The sequence below is a fragment of the Acidovorax sp. KPB24-07 genome (assembly GCF_057543315.1).
On record NZ_BAAJYS010000005.1, the window covers coordinates 26,754 to 44,668 of the forward strand.

Sequence of the window (17,915 nt, forward strand, 5' to 3'; positions counted from 1 at the left end):
GACGGCAGGGGCGGCGATGGCCAAGGTGCCGGCGCGCGTCGGCTGATGACCTCAGCGACATGCCAGCAGCCCGGGTTCTCAAGGCTGCGACGTGGATTTTCCACGGAACCCATCCAGTCCGCACCGCATCACGACCGCGGACGCACGCCCTTTCGGCGTCGATGCATTTCGTCCTCGCGCAGCGCCTGCTTACCAAAGCCATGCCGGGCGCGCGACCTGTTCGGTCACCGCCCCGCGCGCTGCGCAACCCCACCCATCCCTGCGCCGTCGCTGCGCACCCACCATCAGGAGGCCCCATGGGCACCATTCGTCTTCACAACCATCAGGATTTCCTCATCGCGGCCCTGCGCCAGCAACTCCATCAGGCATCGGACCTCGGCGCTTTGCTCCAGACCGCGCGGAGCGCGGGTGCCGGCCTCATCCGCATCGTGGCCGACAACGCCTCGATCACCCTCTGCGACGACGGCAAAAGCATCGAAGACATGCAAGCGCTGCTCGATCTGCCCGATCCCATCGGCGAACGCGAAGTGCGGGAACGCAGCAATGCTTCCCTCACGGGCGTGTTGTCCGCGCTGTATTTCGCCACGCATTTGTCGGTCCATTGCGGCCAGCAAGGGTTCAGCACGCCGACGGACGCCATCATCCGGGGCGAACCGATTGCCGTTCATGCCGCCGCTCCCCGGATCGGCAACGAGTTTCGCCTCGATGGGGTGGAGTCTCCCCGCCCGGACATGGATCTGCCGCAATGGGTGCGGTCTCATCTGAGGCATTTGTGCCAGGCGTTTCCGGTTCGCGTGATCTTCAACGGCGTGGAGATACCACGGCCTCTGGCCCATCCATCGCTGGCCTGGCGTGAAACGCCGATCGGCCGTGTGCTTCTCGATCTGGACGCCCCGCCGCACGAATGGCAGTGCTTTCGCAACGGCTTGCCCATCGGCCCTGCGCCGTCCACCCCTCGCTACCAGGCCGTGCTTTTGCACGATGGATCGACCATCCGTCCTCCCGATCCGTGGCACCCTTGCGGTGAAGGAAACGACCATGGGTGCATCCAGGCAACGATCGACCCGGCCTATCGGGCGGCGCTGATCGAAGCCAAGAAGCGGCTTTCCGAAAGCGAGTTCGTCGTCCTGCATTGGGAGGCGTGTCTGGCCTCGTCCCATGCCGATCTTCTCAATGACGTTCCCTTTGCCCCTCGGGCATGGTTTCGTGACTGGGACGCCCATCCGCCGGGCTACCAACGCTTCGGGCAGAGCAAGCACCTCAGCGGTCTTGCGCACCTGGACAGTCTGGACACGGAAGGCGTCTGGCGCATTCATCCCGAGGGCGACGAGGACCACGCCGCCGAAGTCTATGTCTGCGCCCGTGGAGGTCTTTTGCTGGAAGAACGCCGCCTCGATGCGGGGCACTGGTTGTTCCAGCGGATCAGGTCGATCTCCTCCGAGCAGGTTCGGGTCTATCAGGACGCGGTCCTGCACGAAGACATCCAGGCCACGCTCTACGAGGACGAGATCGAGCTGGTGCTGGTCCGTGCGCTGAATGTCCGCCTCAACGGCGAGCCCGAGCCGTATGCGGTCAACGCCGTGCGCAAGGACGGCAAGCTGGTCCTGACGGAACAGGCCGGCCCGGTCACCCGACTGGTGTCCGACTATGTTTTCGATGGGCACCACGACGAAGCGGCCGAAGCAACCGACGCGCAGACCATTCTCGCGTTCATCGCGGCAGGCAGCACACAAGGCCCCGCCCGGATCGTCAACGCCGTACTACCGCCATCGCTGCGATACCAACCCAATCCTGGCTTGGCCGGAGCAACGGTGCATCTGCGGTTCGGTCCCGATGGACGGCTGCAGGCGATCGACGCCTGATCCGGCCTTTTTTCACAACGCCCCTTCGGGGGCGTTCTTCTTGCCTGAAACGGGTACGGACCCTGTTCGCATTCCAGTGGGACGGGGACGCGCCGCATGCCCATGCTGCACCCATGTGTCGCTGATGCTTTCAGCCCATGCCAGCAGTTCCGGTCTCCCAGACTGCGCCGCGGTTTCCACGCTCCGACCGAACCTGTCCGCTCTCGCATCGCCTCCGCGGACGAACACCTCTCAGGTGTCGATGCTTTTCATCTGCCAGGCCCCTTGCGGGCCCGTTTTCATGAACAGGAGATTTCCATGCGTTCGATCTTTTCGCACTTGAAAACCGTAAGGCCAAGCCTTACACTCCGTGCATCATGATCCGGAGTTTCCAGCACAAGGGACTGCGGATCTTGTACCAGCGTGGTGATGCGTCCGGTGTTCGCGCCGATCACGTCCAACGCCTGCAACGCCTGCTCGCCTCCCTGGAAGTCGCTCGCGCTCCCAACGATATGGATCGCCCCGGCAACCGGCTGCATCCCTTGAAAGGGAGGCTCAACGGCTTCTGGGCGGTCAACGTGTCGGGCAACTGGCGCGTCGTTTTCCGTTTCATCGACTCCGATGTGGAGCTCGTCGATTATCTTGATTATCACTAGGAGGCCCTGATGCCCATGCACAACCCTCCCCATCCGGGAGAAGCCCTGCGCGAAGACGTGATGCCGGCCATCAAAATGAGCGTTTCGGCGCTGGCCCGGCACATCGGCTACTCGCGCGGCCAACTGTCCACGGTCCTGAACGGGCACGCGGCGATTTCCGCCGACCTGGCCCACCGCCTCGAACTCGCCGGCCTCGGCAGCGCACGCCAGTATCTGGCCGAACAGGCGGCCTACGATCTTTGGCAAGCGGAACACCGGGAGCACCCTCCCATCCTGCGCCTGCGGTTCGCCTAAGCCCTCGACACACCCAATATCCCTCCCCCCCTTAGCCCCGCCATCGCGGGGCTTTTTTTTCGACCTGGTTTTTTGGCGAACCGGGAAATCAGCCCATGAACCGGGGGCACCGAAGGGCTCGCGTGATGCACCCCGGCACCACGCCAGAAAACGGTGTGCCGCCGTTTCCCATTGCCCGTCGCGATTCGATGCGCCCCGCCGCACATTGCCGCATGCGTTGCCGACCGTCGTCGGTGCCATGCCCAGGCAGTTCGAATCTTCAAGGCTGCTCGGTGGCTCTGCCACCCAGACCCTCCAGTCCGCCCCGCATCGTCCTGCGGACGAGCGCCGCCCCGGCGCAGATGCTTTGTTCCACCCCCCGCGGAAGTTTCACGCCCGCAGGGACGTGGCGCTTTCCGCTCTTTCAAGGAGAAACCCATGTCCCAAGCATTGCTCGACCAGACCTTGAGCATCGCCCAGGCCAAAGCCCAGTCCATCGGGTATCTGGCTTTGACCTATGTGAACAAGCGCCTCCCACTGGAGGTGCGCCACAGCGCCGCCGGCCACTACATCGGCACGGGCGATGCGGACGGCAACGTGTCCATAGAGTCGTCCGGGTACTTCCGGTCCTACGACGCGGCCACGGCGGCCCTCAAGTCGGGCCGCTGGCAACAGCGCACCCATCAATGAACCTTCCCCGACCACAGGAGAATTTCGATGTCCTTGCCACTGGCTACCGATGCCACCGATTACATCTCACTGGAGGATGCCCACTTCATCCAGGCTCCCGAGGCATTTTTTCGGGCCTGGAAGCGTGGCGCACAGATCGCGGGCACAGAATGGTTCGGCGATGGCACCCATGAAGGATGGTTGCGCGCTCACAGCAAATGGGACTTGAAGCCCCGGTTGTTGGTGGTCAACGACGCCCTTGGCGTCCTCAGCGGCGGCGAGAAGATTTTCCTCTCCGCGATGGTGAGCTTCTTCAACGCCCGTGAGGGCGGTGCGATGCTCAAGCGCTCCGGCTTTCTGGGCTTTGCCGACCTGGGCGGCCTCGATCTGGAGCGGCGCAAGGTCATCACCGACCTGGCGCTGAACTACTCCGGCTGGTGAGCCACCGCGCCGCCATCCTTCCTTTCATCTTCATCCCTTCGGGACACGCGTCCCGGATGGGGCCGTGTCCTCGTCTTTTTTCTTCAAAAGGAGCAACCATGGCCCCCCAAGACAATCCCTTCCTGCGCGGTTACCAGAACCTGCGCGTCAGCCGCATCCTGTGCATTACTTGCAGCGATGACCATCCTCCCCTTTGGAGACCCCTTCATCCCAGCCAGGTGCATCTGACCGATGAGCAGGTCATTCAATCCCGCTGTCGTGTGGGCCGCGATTTCGCCATCGTCTTGCAGGGCAACACGACCGACGTGGAGCGGGCATGGCCCGCACTGGAAGGCATCGTGCGTTTCGTGACCTATTCGGTCGTCGGCGACGACTTCGGCCAACCCGTTCACGTGGGCGATGCCTACTCTTTGGAAGCGGCGCGCGAGGTGATGCGGCGCCTGACGTTCGAGACCGGCTTGTACAGCCGGTGCTGGGAAATCAGCTGCGCGCACCTCAGCGAGGCGGCCTACCGGCATCTCGAAGCGCTCGCGGACTCCCGCGAGTCCCGCGATTCGATCATCGCAGCATTTCGCATTCCCGGCAGCCCGGCGATCGGGATCAAACTGATCGCCACCCCATGGACCGATGCCAACCTGCATTCCATTTTCGGCCTGAGCGCGCACCAACTGCGGCAGGAACACATCGCACAAGGCATGCCCCCCTCGCTGGCGGACGTACTCCATCTTGCCGGTCAGGCCGATGTGCGCATGCTGGTCTTCGACGCCGATGCGCGCCGCCTCGATGGCCTCGCCGTCCACGACACCTGACACCTTCCCAAGCCCCTCACGGGGCTTTTTTTTTGGCGGAGCGTTGCGATTGCCATCGGGATCGCCATACTGCCGGCTCCCCGCCTTGATGCATCCCGTCCCTTCAAGAAAACAGCCCGATCCCGCCCCATGTCCCAGCCCTACCCACCGGCACAACGCTTGCAGCGTGACGACACCCCACTGCACCAGGCGGTTCGCTCGCTGGTCTCGGCCAAGGACGATCTGGATGCCGCCCTCCGCTCGCCGGTCCTGTCGCCCTTGCTTCCCGCGCAACTGGCCAACGCGGCGGCGTCGGCCATCAGCGTATCGGGGTTCGTCCACGCGGTCGTGCCGTTCCTGGACCACACAAAAGCTGAGGACCGCGAACGCGCACGGGTTCCGATCGACCGGCTGCTGGGGGAATCCTGGCGCTGGCGCGAACCCTATAAAGCCAATCCATCGGCTGAAGAGCTGACACGCCATCTGCTGGACGATGCACGCTCCCACGATGGCGACCCCGACCTCGCCATCGTCTTCGCGGTGGTGCCGCTGGGATTGTTCTTTGCCCATGAAGGCAAGAACCGGGTCCAATTCCTGCGCTCGCGCGGTGCCACCGACATGCCCGCCAGAATCACCCCGCTGGACTACCCCGATGCCCACAGGCTGGCGCTCTACCGCTTGCGGGTCGTTGATCGGATCGAACATTGGTGCGTACTGGACCGGCGGTGGGCACAGGCCCTGCCGCTGGCCCACCTCACCGAGCGCCTGCTGGTCGCCTACGGGGTCGCGCAACCAGCGGCATGGCCTGCCGATCTGCCCGCACCGGACGCCGCCGCACGGGCGATGCTTCGGCTTCGACCTGATAACAACCATCAACCGATCGACCTGGACCTGCTGCGCCAGCGGCTCCATGCGCAGGCCACGCGGGAAGACTTCACGAACGCCAGCCTCGGCGAACTCGCAGTCGTCGGCATGATCCGGCCCCGCTGGCGTTGGATCGGGGCCGCAGGCGCCCTGCTGCTGGCCGCTTACCTGCTGAGCCTGGCGGTGCCCTCGCCATGGGATCAATGGCTGTGCATCGGAGCCACCGCAACGCTTTACGGGGCCTGGGCGACGCTGGCCCTTCCATGGGCGCGAACCCGACGCCGGCATCTGGACCGCCAATGATGTGACCGGGACCACCGCGCTGGCAGGCCAGGCGCGGTGTTTGGGGGCAGAACTCCGATCGCATTGAGGCGGGCCAAAGCGCGTGGCCTCGGCCAAGCTGCCACCGTGTTCGCTGGCGTTGCCGGCAAGCATCCCAGGCAGCCAAGACCCTGAAGGCTGCGGTGCGGTTTCCGCACGGGTTGTCACCGTCCCCAGGCGCTCCGCGCCATGTCACTCAACCCACAAGGGATCACCTCCCTTGCGGGAGGGCGACCCTTGGTTTTCCTCAAGGAGTTCCCCAATGGATCATCAAGCCATCCGTGCTCAACTGCCCTCCCTGGTCGCAGGCCATGTCCCTCGCAACATCCGGTCTTTCAAATTCCGCATCCATGACGACCAGCCACAGACGTCTGGACTGGGCTTTTCCATCGATCCCAAGCCCTTCGAAGGCACGGTGATCGCCACGACCGACAAAGCCATCGTCGTCAAGACAGGACGAGCGGAGTTCGCGGTACTGGATCGCCACCTTGTGACACAGGTGCCGGATGAAGGCATCAAGGTGCATGTGCGGCCCTATGCACGCCATCGGTTCGACGGCCTGCGCGCGGACACCCCCGAGGAGCGAACCGAGTTCACTTCCGACGGCATGCCCTACACCGTGCAAACCCACGTCCTCGGATTGGCACCCGCCAAGTTGCCGATCCCGCAACCCCGTTGCCCCCAACTGCAGGAACTGGTGCATCAAATGGAAGCGCTTCCCGCGCCCGATGGCTTTCGGCGCATCACGCATTTGCTGGTGGACGCCGGAGCCCGGGATTTCCGCTGGGTCGATCCGCTGGCCGCCGACATTATCCGAACGCCGCCTGCGATCAGTTTCAGCGTGGACAACGCCAAGTTCCAAGGCCGGGTCACGGTGCTCTATGAGCGGGCCGATGACCTCTATGCCGTGGAGCTGCACCGCGATGAAGAAATCGTTCAGCGGGTGGACTCGGTGTTCTTCGACACGCTCGGAGAAACGCTGGAGCGACTGATCGACGACGGTGCCTGGCGCCGCATCCAGGTGGACATCCTGCCCGGTGCGCGCAAGCGGGCCCGGCATTGATCCACCGGACGGTATTCCCGCCTCCAAAACGACTTCCCGCCCTCGCGGCGGGAGGTTTCTTTTCAACCCCTGGAGACAACCCCCATGCTGCGATTCAAAGGTGAAGACCTGCGCCCCATCCTGGCCGAGGCCGCAACCCATCGATGCCGTATCGTCCTTGTCAAGGACCACGGTGTGTACTTCCTGGCGGAGAACGGCGAGCAAACGCCGCAGGGCCACCGAAAGCTGCTGGCTTTCGCGGTCGGCTGCAATCCCGACCTCGACCCGTTCGATGCGTGGTGGGAGCGGGCCCGCACCGAACTCGGCGGCGACGACTTCGCCGAATATTTCGACAGGGACAGCACGGTGTTCGCGCGCATCGCCAACAGCCAGGACGACCTGGCCTTGTCGGCCACGGCGACGCACATCACGCTGCAGCCCATCACGGCCGACGCCGACGAGCGCCCCTGCACCCCATGATCCCCAAGCCCTCATCCGAGGGCTTTTTCTTGCGCTGCGAACCCGATGCAGCGTTGCCCGCACATCGCTTGGAGTTGCCCCACCCCATCGCCGCCAAAACGCGCCCAAGAAACGGGAGCCGTGCCAGTGCCGCTTTCCAGTGGCAGAGCGCACCGGCCAACGCCACGATCGCCCCATGTCCCGCTGACCCCGGTCAGCGACATGCCCAGGTAGCCATGGTCTTTGAGGCTACGACACGGCTTCGGCCGTGTGATCGCACCAGTTCGCACCGGCATCCCAGCGCGAACGTCCGCCGAAGGTTTCGGCGGTGATGCCACCCACCACCCACACGGGGATCACACCTCCCCTTGGGGCAGGCGTGTCTCTGCCATCCTGTCCTCAAGTCTGGAGATTCACCATGACCGATTCCAATCCGAAGTCGTATTTCGACCTGCACATCACGGGCCTGGGCTACCTCAATCGCATCCGCGACGTCAAACCCAAGCATGCCGAGGCGTTCCTCGCTTGCGACATCGCGGCGCTCAGCGGCCCCGGCGATGACATTTCCTACGTGCGTTTCGACACCAAGGTGGTCGGATCGGACGCCCAGCATCTGGTTCGCCGTTGTGATGACGCCGTCAAGGCGAAACGCAAAGTGCTCGTCGGATTCCGCCTGGGCGACCTGTGGAGCGACATCTTCCACATCAAGAGTGGCGAGAACGCAGGAAAGCCCTGCGTCAGCCTCAAGGCCCGTCTGCTGTTCATCAGTTGGATCAAGATCGACGGGGTCCTCAAGTACAAGGCCGAGACCGAAGATTCCCGACGGGACACCGCGCAACCGCCCTCGGAGCCGGCTCGGGAAGAAGCGCCCCCTCAAACGACGCAAGCCGAAACGCCTGCGACAACCTCCACTTCGGTGGATCAGGCCGCAGGAACTCAGGCCCCCGCCACGGAGGAGGACCGCCCCTTCTGAACGGCCAGACCCCTCGCACCGGGGCCTTGCCTGGATTCCATCCGCCCCTCTGGCACCGCAGTTCCCCTGCGGGGCCGTGGTGCCGGGTGACCCATTCATCAGGAGCCTTCCATGATCCTTCTTGCCGGTCAGCTGGCCATCAAGACCATCCACGGGCGCAACGGCGATTTCAACGTCGGGCGCCTTACCACTTCCATCGGTGAGTTCGTCGTGAAGAACGCCGAACTCGATCAATACGACGAAGGCAAGTACGAGGGCGAATTCACGCTCGTGGAGATCCGCCCCGCCACCTACTACGCCAACGGTCGCCTGGTCGTCGAGATCCGCGCCTATCTGGGCGGGATGACCGTCTCCAACATCGATCGGCTGAGCCGGGACGAAGCCCAGCAACTGGGTCCCCAGGAGGTCGATCCCATCGACGAGGAGCCGCAGGCCCCGAAGTCCGATCCGAAGGCGACAGCCACGCCGAAGTCGCGCAAGCGTCCGGACCCGCTGATCGACACCACGCCGTTCGGCAGCGAGCCGGCGGATGCACCGTCCTCGGGCGCAAACGCCGAGGAAGACGATGCGGCACTGTTCGGAACGCTCTGGCCTCTGGGCCCGATCGTCAAGCTCGATGCGACCGTCGATCGCCGTGTCATGCGGCAGCAACGCGACCGCCTCGATGCCCTGGGCTACCAGTTCCAGCCGATGTCGCAGGACTGGCATCTCAAGACCTGATCGCACACCCGGCCATCCGCTTCGGATCGCCGCATTCATCCACCCCCTGGGACAGCACCTGCCCCACGGGTTCGGTGGCTGTCCCGCTTTTCCAAAAGGACGCCACCCATGCCCGAACGCCCCTCTTCCTCATCGCTTTTGCGCATCGACGAATGCCCCGACCTCATGGTCGATGGCTATGTCGGGGACGAAAGCGGCCACCTCGTCTTCCTGTCCGTGTGGGCCCGCGACACCGCGATCCAGCAGTTCATCGCCCGGCTCACGCTGGGACACGATGAAGACGGATTGGATCAATTCCACATCCTGACCGATGAAAACGGGTCCGTTCCCGTGTTCGTCGGCAACGTCGATCGCCTGGACAAGCGCTCCACGCGCGTGTTCCGGCGGACGCTGTTCGGCTCGATGGTCAATCTGTGGCTGTTCGATCAGCGCTGCGTGAAGCCCGACAAGGCCAACGCCAGTGCCCTGGCGCTCCTGCGCCGGGATGCGGATCAGCCATTCCAACGGCTGTGGACCCTGGTGCAGGACACCTGCCCCTTGCCGCTGCTCGACCACTGGCGCGACACCGTGCTGGACATGCTGCTCGCGCAATCCATGCTCTCACGCCTTCCCATGGCCCTCGGACCGCTGGAGGGCTACCGGCTCTCGATCGATGTTCCGGCGCTCACCAAGGGACTGGGCGATCTGATCCGCAACGGCACCCTCGGTGCCACCCGCCACGAGCTGGCCAGCGGCGAAGCGCTTCGGCGTGTCGCCTGAATCTCCCATCCTCCCCGGCCCGCGCACCGCGCTCGCCCTCTGCCTGTTCCCCATCTGCCAAAGGAGGTTTCCATGGCGCTCATGTTCCCCCGGCTCGCCCGGAATTTTGCCAAGAACGGGTATTTCCCGACGGATGAACCTACGCTGGAGCGAGCGCTGAAGGCGCTGGCACCGGCACCCGCTCGAATGAGCATCATCGATCCCTGTGCGGGCGAAGGCGTCGCCATCGCCGAAGCCGCACATGCCCTGGGCCGGAGCCAGGTGTCCGCCTATGCCGTCGAGTTCGATGGCGAGCGCGCCAGCCATGCCAGGGGTCTCGTCGATCACTGCCTGCACAGCGATCTCATGGATACGCTGGTGAGCCGGCAGAGCTTCGGGCTGTTGTGGCTCAATCCGCCCTACGGGGATCTGTCCAGGAGCGCCGATGGCGACATCGGCTATCAGGGACAGGGCCGCGCCCGGCTGGAAAAGCTGTTCTATCAACGGTCCCTGCCGCTGCTCCAATACGGCGGCGTGCTGGTGTTCATCATTCCGAGCCATGTGCTCGATGCCGAACTGGTGGGCTGGCTCACACGCCATTTCACCGGGCTGCGCATCTACCGTGCGGTGGAGACGCAGTACAAGCAAGTGGTGATCTTCGGCACCCGCGTGCGCCAACGCGATCTGTTGGCCGATGCGGCCCGGCCCGCGCGCCAACGGCTTCTGCAGATCGGCGCGGGCGATGTCTCAGCGGAGGAACTGCCCCTCGAATGGCCTTTCCTGCCATACACCGTTCCATCGGCGACAGCCGAGCCGGAACATTTCTGCAGGGTGTCCGTGGAGCCCGAGCAATTCGCGCGGGAGGTCCATCGCCTGCAAGGGCTGTGGCCGTCTCTGGATACGCACCTGGGCGCATCGCAGCAATCGCTGCGGCCTCCAGCACGCGCCTTGTCCCAATGGCATCTGGCCCTGGCCCTGGCCGCAGGCGCCATCTCCGGCGTCGTGCGCTCACCCAGCGGCAAGGTCATGGTGGTGAAGGGCGATACCCACAAGGAGAAAACCTCCGCCGTGGAATACACCGAACGTGACGACGGCTCCATCGCCGAGACACGCATCCTCACCGACAAGTTCGTCCCCGTCATCCGCGCATGGGACATGACACCTGGCTCCCCGACAAGGGGCGAGGTGCTCACCATCTGCTGACGTTCTTCCCTGTTCCCCAAAGCGGCTCATCGCCGCCTTCGTTCACCGGAACGATCCGCCCGCTAAAGGGCGTTCGTCCGGCCTTCATCCCTGCCCACCGAAAGGAGTTCACCATGCCACTGCGGCTTTTCACCGGCATGCGCGCAGCGCAGCCTTCCCACCCTCTGTTTTCCACCGGCACCCTGAAGCTCAGCGACAAGGTGCAGTGGCTCGACAGCAAGGGACTTGTCGATCCGCATCGCTACCTGCACCGCCATCTGCGCGGCGACTGGGGCGAACTGGACGATGAAGGGCGCCGTGCCAACGACGCCGCATTCCAGTCCGGCGGCCTTCTGACTTCACGCTATGCGGTGACACGCCGACTGTCGTTGGTGGTGGTCACCAATGGCGATCGCAGCCTCACCGTCATCCAGCTGCCCGAAGAGAACCCGCTTCTCTGACGGTCTTTCCATCTTTCCCAACCACCCAAAGGGGTCACGCACCCCTTCGGGGATGCCGTGGCCCCGCCCTCTCGAAAGGAGCCACCATGGCACTCGCACTCTTGTCTTCCACGCAGTTTCAGGCCGGGCAACTGGTCATGACCCAAGGCGTGAACGATCTGGTCCAGCAGGGCCGCATCGATCCCCTGGTTTGCCTTCGCCGGCATCTCAATGCCGACTGGGGCGATCTCGGCGACAGCGACTGGCAATCCAACGATACCGCGCTGCGCACGGGCCAGGACCGCCTGTTTTCATCCTATGAGCTGTCACCGATCCTGACGCTCTGGATCATCACCGAATGGGATCGCAGCGTCACCACGCTGCTGCTGCCCAGCGAATACTGATCATTTCGGTGGCTGACAAGCCGCCGGATTTCCTTCTCACCCCAACGGGCATGTCCATCGCCCTGCGGGCCGGTGCATGCCCTTTTTCTTTTGGAGCATCACCATGTCCCTCGATCTCGACACCGATACCCTCACCGATGGCACCGCGCAGGACGACCTGTTCGCAACGCCATCGACTCCTCTGACCATCAGCCTCACCGACTTCGTGGGCGAATTCGGCGACGAGCTGCTGGACTCCCTCAATCGCGCGAATCCGCCGGTCTATGCGGGGCAACCCCGTCCCGCCCGGCAGATGGCGCTGTCGCGCCTCAAACGCGCTCCCTTTCCCGCACAGGCCGAGGTCGTCCACGCGGTGACCGAGCTGCTGCTGGACCGTGGCGAGCGTGCCGCGATCATCAATGCGGAGATGGGCACCGGCAAGACGCTCATGGCCATCGCCACCGCGGCGGTCATGAACGCCGAAGGCTGCCGCCGCACCCTGGTCCTGTCGCCGCCCCACCTGGTCTATAAGTGGCGCCGCGAAATCCTCGAAACCGTTCCCGGTGCCAGGGTGTGGGTGCTCAACGGCCCCGATACCCTGGTCAAGCTGCTCAAATTGCGCGAGCAGCTCGGCGTGCCGGCGCAGGCTCAGGAGTTCTTCGTCTTGGGGCGGGTGAGGATGCGGATGGGCTTTCACTGGAGGCCCTCCTTCGTCCAACGCCGCACGCTCAATGGGCCGGTGGGGGCCTGCCCCCATTGCGGGACGGCCATCACCGACCTCGATGGCAAACCCATCTCGACGGCCGAACTGCAGGCCGAGGAATCGCGCCGCAAGTGCGGCCATTGCGCATCCGCGCTGTGGACGCTGATGCGACCGCGATCGCTGTCCGCCACCGACCAGTCGTCGGCCGTCATCAAGGCCCTCAAGCGGATACCGACCATCGGGCAAGCCACGGCGCAGCGTCTGATGAAGACGTTCGGCGAGGCGTTCCTGGTCTCGCTGCTGGGTGACAACCTGTTCGAGTTCATCAACCTGATGGACGAGAAAGGCCAGTTGGTGTTTTCTGACCGGCAGGCCCATCGCATGGAACGCGCGATGGCCTCGATGGAGTTCGGTTTCGGCGAAGGCGGATACCAGCCTTCGGAATTCATCAAGCGCTATCTTCCCCAAGGGTTCTTCGACCTTCTGGTGGTGGACGAAGGCCATGAGTACAAGTCGCCCGGCTCTGCCCAGGGTCAGGCCATGGGCGTGCTCGCCTCCAAGGCGCGCAAGGCCCTGCTTCTCACCGGGACGCTGATGGGCGGCTACGCGGACGACCTGTTCGCGCTGCTGTTCCGGACGTTGCCCGCACGCATGATCGAAGACGGCTACCGGCCCTCCAAGACCGGCAGCATGGCATCTGCGGCCCTCGCCTTCATGCGGGACCATGGCGTGCTCAAGGACATCTATTCCGAGAGCACGGGCACGTCCCACAAGACGGCGCGCGGCAGCAAGGTGTCGGTGCGCACGGTCAAGGCCCCGGGGTTCGGACCCAAGGGCATCCTGCGATGCGTCCTGCCGTTCACGGTGTTCCTCAAGTTGCGCGACATCGGCGGCAACGTCCTGCCGCCCTACGAGGAGGAGTTCCGCGAGGTCGCCATGCAGACCGACCAGGCAAGCGCTTACCGCGAACTCGCGGGCCGCTTGACGGCCGAACTGAAGGCGGCGCTGAGAAAACGCGACACGACGCTGCTGGGGGTGGTCCTCAACGTGCTGCTGGCCTGGCCGGACACATGCTTTCGTTCCGAGGTCGTGACGCACCCACGCACGCGGGAAACCCTCGCGTGCACGCCATCGCAGTTCAGCGACCGACAGGTCATGCCGAAAGAGCGCGAACTGATCGACATCTGCAAGGCAGAGAAAGCCGCCCATCGCAAGGTGCTGGCCTATACCGTCTATACCGGCACGCGGGATACCACGTCCCGGCTCAAGTCGCTGCTGGAGCAGGAAGGTCTGAAAGTCGCGGTGCTGCGCGCGAGCGTGGACACCTCCCGGCGCGAGGACTGGATCGCCGAGCAGTTGGACCGGGGCATCGACGTGCTTCTCACCAACGCCGAGCTGGTCAAGACGGGCCTTGATCTGCTGGAGTTCCCCACGATCGTGTTCATGCAGTCGGGGTGGAACGTGTACACCCTGCAGCAGGCCGCGCGGCGCTCCTGGCGCATCGGCCAGGACCTGCCGGTGAAAGTGATTTACCTGGGCTATGCGGCCACGTCGCAAATGACTTGCCTGGCATTGATGGCGAGGAAGATCCTGGTTTCGCAAAGCACGTCAGGCGACGTGCCGGAATCCGGGTTGGATGCGCTGAACCAGGACGGCGACTCGATCGAGGTCGCGCTGGCAAGGCAACTCGTTGCCGCTTGATCCGCTCCTAAGCCGGCAGCCCTTCCGGGGGCTGCCGGCTTTTTTTATGGGCACCGCGCCCTCGCCCTGCCAAACCGGGTGCTGGCCGGTGCCTTTTGTTTGCTGATCCACCCGGCCCGTTGGGCAATCGTGCGGGTTCGATGTTCCAGAGAACCGCCACCATGCGATCCATTCATCCCTCCCCACGTTTCTTCGCAGGCTGCGGCCTGTGGCTCGCCGCGGCCCTGATCGGCGGCTGCGCCAAGGCACCGCCACCCAACACGTCCGCTGCATCTGCCACATCGGCCACGCCGCTGAACACCCGGTCCCCATCGCACGCTGCAACGCCAGCACCCAAGCCACCGCCCGGCTTCGTGCCAGTGGTGCGCCAGGGACGCTATACGCTGGTCGAGCTTGCCCCGGAATCCGCGCAGAAGGACTTGCTGCAACAGGTGATCGAGGTGTCGGTGCCCGATGCGCGCCAGGCCACGGTCGGGGATGGCCTGCGCCATGTGCTGCTGCACTCGGGCTATCGACTGTGCCAGGCGGGAGAGGTCACGGCTTTCGACACGCTGCCATTGCCGGCCGCGCACTACCGGCTGGGACCTGTGCTGCTGCGCGACGCCCTGCTGACACTCGCGGGTCCCACCTGGGAACTTCGGGTGGACGATGCTGCCCGCAGCGTGTGCTTTTCCCGTGCCGGGTCCCCGCCCGCGCCTGCTGGCGAGAAGGCATCGAAAACACCCGACCGCACCGGCACGTCGGCCAAGGTCCCCACGGCCCGGCAGGGGGCTCGGTCATGAAACTCCCTGCACTGCGCCCGCCCAGCCGCTCGATGCTCCTGCGCGCCACCGCCATCACCGCGCTCGTCCTCACCAGCGTGATCGCCGTGATCGATCACGTTGCATTGTCCCGTCTTTCCGAGCGGACCAGCGCCGGCCCACGGGCCTCTCAGATCGCCTCCCTGGAAAACCGTCTGGCGGAACTGGCGCAGCAGATCGAGAGCGTCCAACAGCAGCCACCTGCACTGACGCAGGCCGATTTCGAGGAGGCGCGCAGCGCCATCGCACAGCGGCTGGCAGACGTCGATCAGGCCATCGCAGAGCGCCCGCCTGCGCCGGACCTGTCACCGCTGCAAAGCCGCATCGAACAATTGGAAGAGCGCCTGAACACCAGCGCGCGCGTGGCGATACAACCGCCCCCATCGCCTGGCGCACCGCCTCCACGGCCCAAGGCATCCGCGCCACCTTTCCAGGTCATCGGCAGCGAGGTGCGTGGCGGCGAACGCTTCCTGAACATCCTGCCGCAGAACGCCTCCGCGCCGTCGCAGGCCCGTGTGCTGCGGCCTGGTGACGTCGAGTCCGGCTGGCGGCTGGAGACCATCGAAAACCGCACGGCGGTGTGGGAACACCAGGGCGAAGTCCGTCGCCTGGCCATGCCATAGGAGGATGCAATGAAACACTGGACCACCCGCATCGCGTTGGCCCTCGGGCTGTCGGCAGGCAGCGTGCTGCCGGTGTTTTCGCAAGATGCCCGCCTGCGGTCCTCTCCCGTGGTGCCCAACCGGGAGCAACCTGCCACCACCGCGCTCAGCGAGGAGCAGCAGGCCCGCACCTGGGGTCTTGGCGTGGAGGACTGGGCGCGTTTTCGGGAGGTGATGCAAGGCCCGCTGGGCACCTACTCTCCGCACCTGGACCCCCTGTCGGCGCTCGGCATCGAGGCCCGCTCGGAAGAAGAGCGCCGCCGCTATGCCGAGTTGCAGGTCGAGGCGGAAGCACGCCGCGTGGAAAAGATGCTGGTCTATCAGCGCGCCTACGATGCCGCCTGGCAGCGCCGGCATCCCGGGGCGCAGCGGGTCAGCCTGCCCGGTGCCAACCCCCATCCCGGCACATCAGGCGCTGCGGCCCGCCTGGCGGTTTTCGTCAAGGGCGATTGCGCGCCCTGCTTGCCCCTGGTGCAGCAACTGCAATCGGCCGGGACGCCCTTCGACCTCTACATGGTCGGAAGCCGGGCCGAGGATGGCCGCATCCGCGAATGGGCCCGCCAGGCCCGCATCGATCCGGGCAAGGTCCGCTCCGGCACGATCACCCTCAACCACGATACGGGCCGCTGGCTGTCGCTGGGACTGCCGGGCGATCTGCCCGCCGTCGTGCGGCAGGTGGACGGCCAATGGCAGCGCCAATGAACCGGCTCGCTGCCATGGCAATCCTGCTCGCCAGTTGGGGGGCTGCCAGCGCTGCGGCGCAGGCGCAGGAGATGCCGCCTCCCGCCTACCAGATCGCCGCCCGGCGCGCCGACATTCCCTCCGCGGTCCTGTACGCGGTCGCGCTGCAGGAAAGCGGGTGGCAACGCGGCGGACGGGTGGTGCCCTGGCCCTGGACCCTGAACGTGGCGGGCGACGCCCGGCGGTTCGACAATCGCGGCGACGCCTGCGCCGGTCTTCAAAGGGCGCTGCGTGAGGTTCCGTCCACGCGCGTGGACGCGGGCCTGGGGCAGATCAACCTCGGCTACCAGAAGCACCGTTACGACCGGCCCTGCGATCTGCTCGACCCCTACCGCAATCTGGCGATCGCCGCCGAGATCCTGCGCGAGCAATACGACCCCGGCGAGGACTGGCTGATGGCGATGGGCCGCTATCACCGCCCGGCCGGTGGTGCGCCAGCCGCCCGCTACCGCCGAAGCGTCGGCCAGCACCTGGCGCGCGTCCTGGGTCCCTCCCAAGCCCAAGCGGCCCTGGCGGGCTGGCACCACGGCGCGCGATGGCAGGAAAGGACGCCCCAATGATCCGCCGCCACGGCTCCCGCATCCAGCATCTGGTCAACGTTTCGGGTGGCAAGGACAGCACTGCCACCTACCTGCTGGCGCTCGAATCGGGCCGCGCGTTTCGCGCCGTGTTCGCCGACACGGGCAACGAGCACGAGTGGACCTACGCCTTCATCCAGCAACTCGCCGCGCGCACGGGTGGCCCGGAAATCGAGATCGTGCGCGCCGACTTCACGGCGCAAATGGCACGGCACCGCGCGTTCGTGCTGCGGGAATGGCCCCGCATGGGCGTGGCCGATCACATCGTCCGGGAAGCCGCGGCATTGCATGAGCCCACCGGCATCCCGTTTCTCGACCTTTGCATCTCCAAAGGACGGTTTCCGAGCCGGATGGCGCAGTTCTGCACCTTCGAGCTGAAAGCGCAGCCCATCACTGTGCAGGTGGTGTTTCCCATGCTGCGCAACGGCCCGGTCCTGCAGTGGCTGGGCATCCGCGCACAGGAGAGCGCCCACCGGGCCCAGCAACCGCGCTGGAACCGCCATGAGACCGGATGCATGGTGTGGCGCCCGATTTTCCGTTGGTCGGTCGATGACGTATGGGCGCTGCACCGCCGACACGGGCTGGAGCCCAACCCGCTCTACGCCCACGGCATGGGTCGTGTGGGCTGCATGCCCTGCGTCAACTGCCGCAAGGGCGAGCTTCGATCCATTGCCGAGCGGTTTCCAGCTCACATCGACCGCATCGAGCGATGGGAGGCCATCGTGGCCGCAGCGAACAAGCGCCGGGCCGCGACGTTTTTTCCCGCCGTGAAAGACCCCATGGACGTGGAGCGGCCGGGCACCTACGCCGGCATCCGCACCGTGGTGCAGTGGAGCCGTACCAGCCGTGGCGGTCGGCAGTACGACATGTTCTTCGATGACCAGGGCGGGGGCGGTTGCCAATCCGATCTGGCGCTTTGCGAGCGCAGCGACCCATGAAT

At 65.3% G+C, this 17,915-nt stretch carries 21 protein-coding genes; all 21 read left to right on the top strand.

Going from position 1 to position 17,915, the window contains the following annotated elements; translation table 11 throughout:
• The first annotated feature begins 296 nt into the window (after window positions 1-296).
• The 21 genes from AC27IQ_RS01580 to AC27IQ_RS01680 all read left to right on the top strand — a co-directional run bounded on the left by AC27IQ_RS01580 (window position 297) and on the right by AC27IQ_RS01680 (window position 17,913).
• Window positions 297-1,862 (top strand): ATP-binding protein, encoded by a 1,566-nt coding sequence (locus AC27IQ_RS01580; protein WP_487087691.1) that lies wholly within the window; start codon window positions 297-299, stop codon window positions 1,860-1,862.
• A 356-nt stretch (window positions 1,863-2,218) separates the two neighbouring features.
• On the top strand, window positions 2,219-2,497 hold the full coding sequence (locus AC27IQ_RS01585) for a type II toxin-antitoxin system RelE/ParE family toxin (RefSeq protein WP_272548378.1): 279 nt from the start codon (window positions 2,219-2,221) through the stop codon (window positions 2,495-2,497).
• Window positions 2,498-2,506: 9 nt separating this feature from the next.
• The gene (locus AC27IQ_RS01590) at window positions 2,507-2,791 is read left to right on the top strand and encodes a HigA family addiction module antitoxin (protein ID WP_272548379.1); all 285 of its coding nucleotides are present in this window, start codon (window positions 2,507-2,509) and stop codon (window positions 2,789-2,791) included.
• Window positions 2,792-3,208: 417 nt separating this feature from the next.
• Window positions 3,209-3,460 (top strand): hypothetical protein, encoded by a 252-nt coding sequence (locus tag AC27IQ_RS01595; protein ID WP_487087694.1) that lies wholly within the window; start codon window positions 3,209-3,211, stop codon window positions 3,458-3,460.
• A 27-nt stretch (window positions 3,461-3,487) separates the two neighbouring features.
• Window positions 3,488-3,880, top strand: a complete 393-nt coding sequence (locus tag AC27IQ_RS01600) for a hypothetical protein (RefSeq protein WP_487087696.1) — start codon at window positions 3,488-3,490, stop codon at window positions 3,878-3,880.
• A gap of 98 nt (window positions 3,881-3,978) precedes the next feature.
• The gene (locus AC27IQ_RS01605) at window positions 3,979-4,689 is read left to right on the top strand and encodes a DUF5983 family protein (RefSeq protein WP_487087698.1); all 711 of its coding nucleotides are present in this window, start codon (window positions 3,979-3,981) and stop codon (window positions 4,687-4,689) included.
• A 129-nt stretch (window positions 4,690-4,818) separates the two neighbouring features.
• A complete protein-coding gene (locus AC27IQ_RS01610; protein WP_487087700.1) occupies window positions 4,819-5,835 on the top strand; it encodes a hypothetical protein in 1,017 nt (338 codons plus the stop codon).
• Between the two features lie 280 nt (window positions 5,836-6,115).
• On the top strand, window positions 6,116-6,916 hold the full coding sequence (locus AC27IQ_RS01615) for a GTPase (protein WP_487087702.1): 801 nt from the start codon (window positions 6,116-6,118) through the stop codon (window positions 6,914-6,916).
• Window positions 6,917-7,000: 84 nt separating this feature from the next.
• Entirely contained in the window at window positions 7,001-7,375 is a 375-nt protein-coding gene (locus AC27IQ_RS01620; protein WP_487087704.1) for a DUF3085 domain-containing protein, read from the top strand.
• A gap of 397 nt (window positions 7,376-7,772) precedes the next feature.
• The gene (locus AC27IQ_RS01625; protein WP_487087706.1) at window positions 7,773-8,327 is read left to right on the top strand and encodes an STY4534 family ICE replication protein; all 555 of its coding nucleotides are present in this window, start codon (window positions 7,773-7,775) and stop codon (window positions 8,325-8,327) included.
• A gap of 111 nt (window positions 8,328-8,438) precedes the next feature.
• Window positions 8,439-9,047, top strand: coding sequence for a DUF3275 family protein (locus AC27IQ_RS01630; RefSeq protein WP_487087708.1), 609 nt, complete (start codon window positions 8,439-8,441; stop codon window positions 9,045-9,047).
• A gap of 108 nt (window positions 9,048-9,155) precedes the next feature.
• Window positions 9,156-9,806, top strand: a complete 651-nt coding sequence (locus tag AC27IQ_RS01635) for a hypothetical protein (RefSeq protein ID WP_487087710.1) — start codon at window positions 9,156-9,158, stop codon at window positions 9,804-9,806.
• A gap of 54 nt (window positions 9,807-9,860) precedes the next feature.
• Window positions 9,861-10,988: a DUF6094 domain-containing protein gene (locus AC27IQ_RS01640; RefSeq protein WP_487087780.1), complete on the top strand. Its 1,128-nt coding sequence runs from the start codon at window positions 9,861-9,863 to the stop codon at window positions 10,986-10,988.
• Window positions 10,989-11,101: 113 nt separating this feature from the next.
• A complete protein-coding gene (locus AC27IQ_RS01645) occupies window positions 11,102-11,428 on the top strand; it encodes a methyltransferase (RefSeq protein WP_487087712.1) in 327 nt (108 codons plus the stop codon).
• Window positions 11,429-11,514: 86 nt separating this feature from the next.
• Complete coding sequence (locus AC27IQ_RS01650; RefSeq protein ID WP_487087714.1) at window positions 11,515-11,811, top strand: hypothetical protein; 297 nt, start codon at window positions 11,515-11,517, stop codon at window positions 11,809-11,811.
• Window positions 11,812-11,914: 103 nt separating this feature from the next.
• Complete coding sequence (locus AC27IQ_RS01655; protein ID WP_487087716.1) at window positions 11,915-14,194, top strand: DEAD/DEAH box helicase family protein; 2,280 nt, start codon at window positions 11,915-11,917, stop codon at window positions 14,192-14,194.
• A 161-nt stretch (window positions 14,195-14,355) separates the two neighbouring features.
• Complete coding sequence (gene pilL2, locus AC27IQ_RS01660) at window positions 14,356-14,976, top strand: PFGI-1 class ICE element type IV pilus protein PilL2 (RefSeq protein ID WP_487087718.1); 621 nt, start codon at window positions 14,356-14,358, stop codon at window positions 14,974-14,976.
• On the top strand, window positions 14,973-15,617 hold the full coding sequence (locus AC27IQ_RS01665; RefSeq protein WP_487087720.1) for a hypothetical protein: 645 nt from the start codon (window positions 14,973-14,975) through the stop codon (window positions 15,615-15,617). Before pilL2 ends, AC27IQ_RS01665 begins: the two co-directional genes overlap by 4 nt.
• Before the next feature lie 9 nt (window positions 15,618-15,626).
• Window positions 15,627-16,358: a TIGR03759 family integrating conjugative element protein gene (locus AC27IQ_RS01670; protein ID WP_487087722.1), complete on the top strand. Its 732-nt coding sequence runs from the start codon at window positions 15,627-15,629 to the stop codon at window positions 16,356-16,358.
• Window positions 16,343-16,957 (top strand): transglycosylase SLT domain-containing protein, encoded by a 615-nt coding sequence (locus AC27IQ_RS01675; RefSeq protein WP_487087724.1) that lies wholly within the window; start codon window positions 16,343-16,345, stop codon window positions 16,955-16,957. Before AC27IQ_RS01670 ends, AC27IQ_RS01675 begins: the two co-directional genes overlap by 16 nt.
• On the top strand, window positions 16,954-17,913 hold the full coding sequence (locus AC27IQ_RS01680; RefSeq protein WP_487087726.1) for a phosphoadenosine phosphosulfate reductase domain-containing protein: 960 nt from the start codon (window positions 16,954-16,956) through the stop codon (window positions 17,911-17,913). Before AC27IQ_RS01675 ends, AC27IQ_RS01680 begins: the two co-directional genes overlap by 4 nt.
• Window positions 17,914-17,915: the final 2 nt, after the last annotated feature.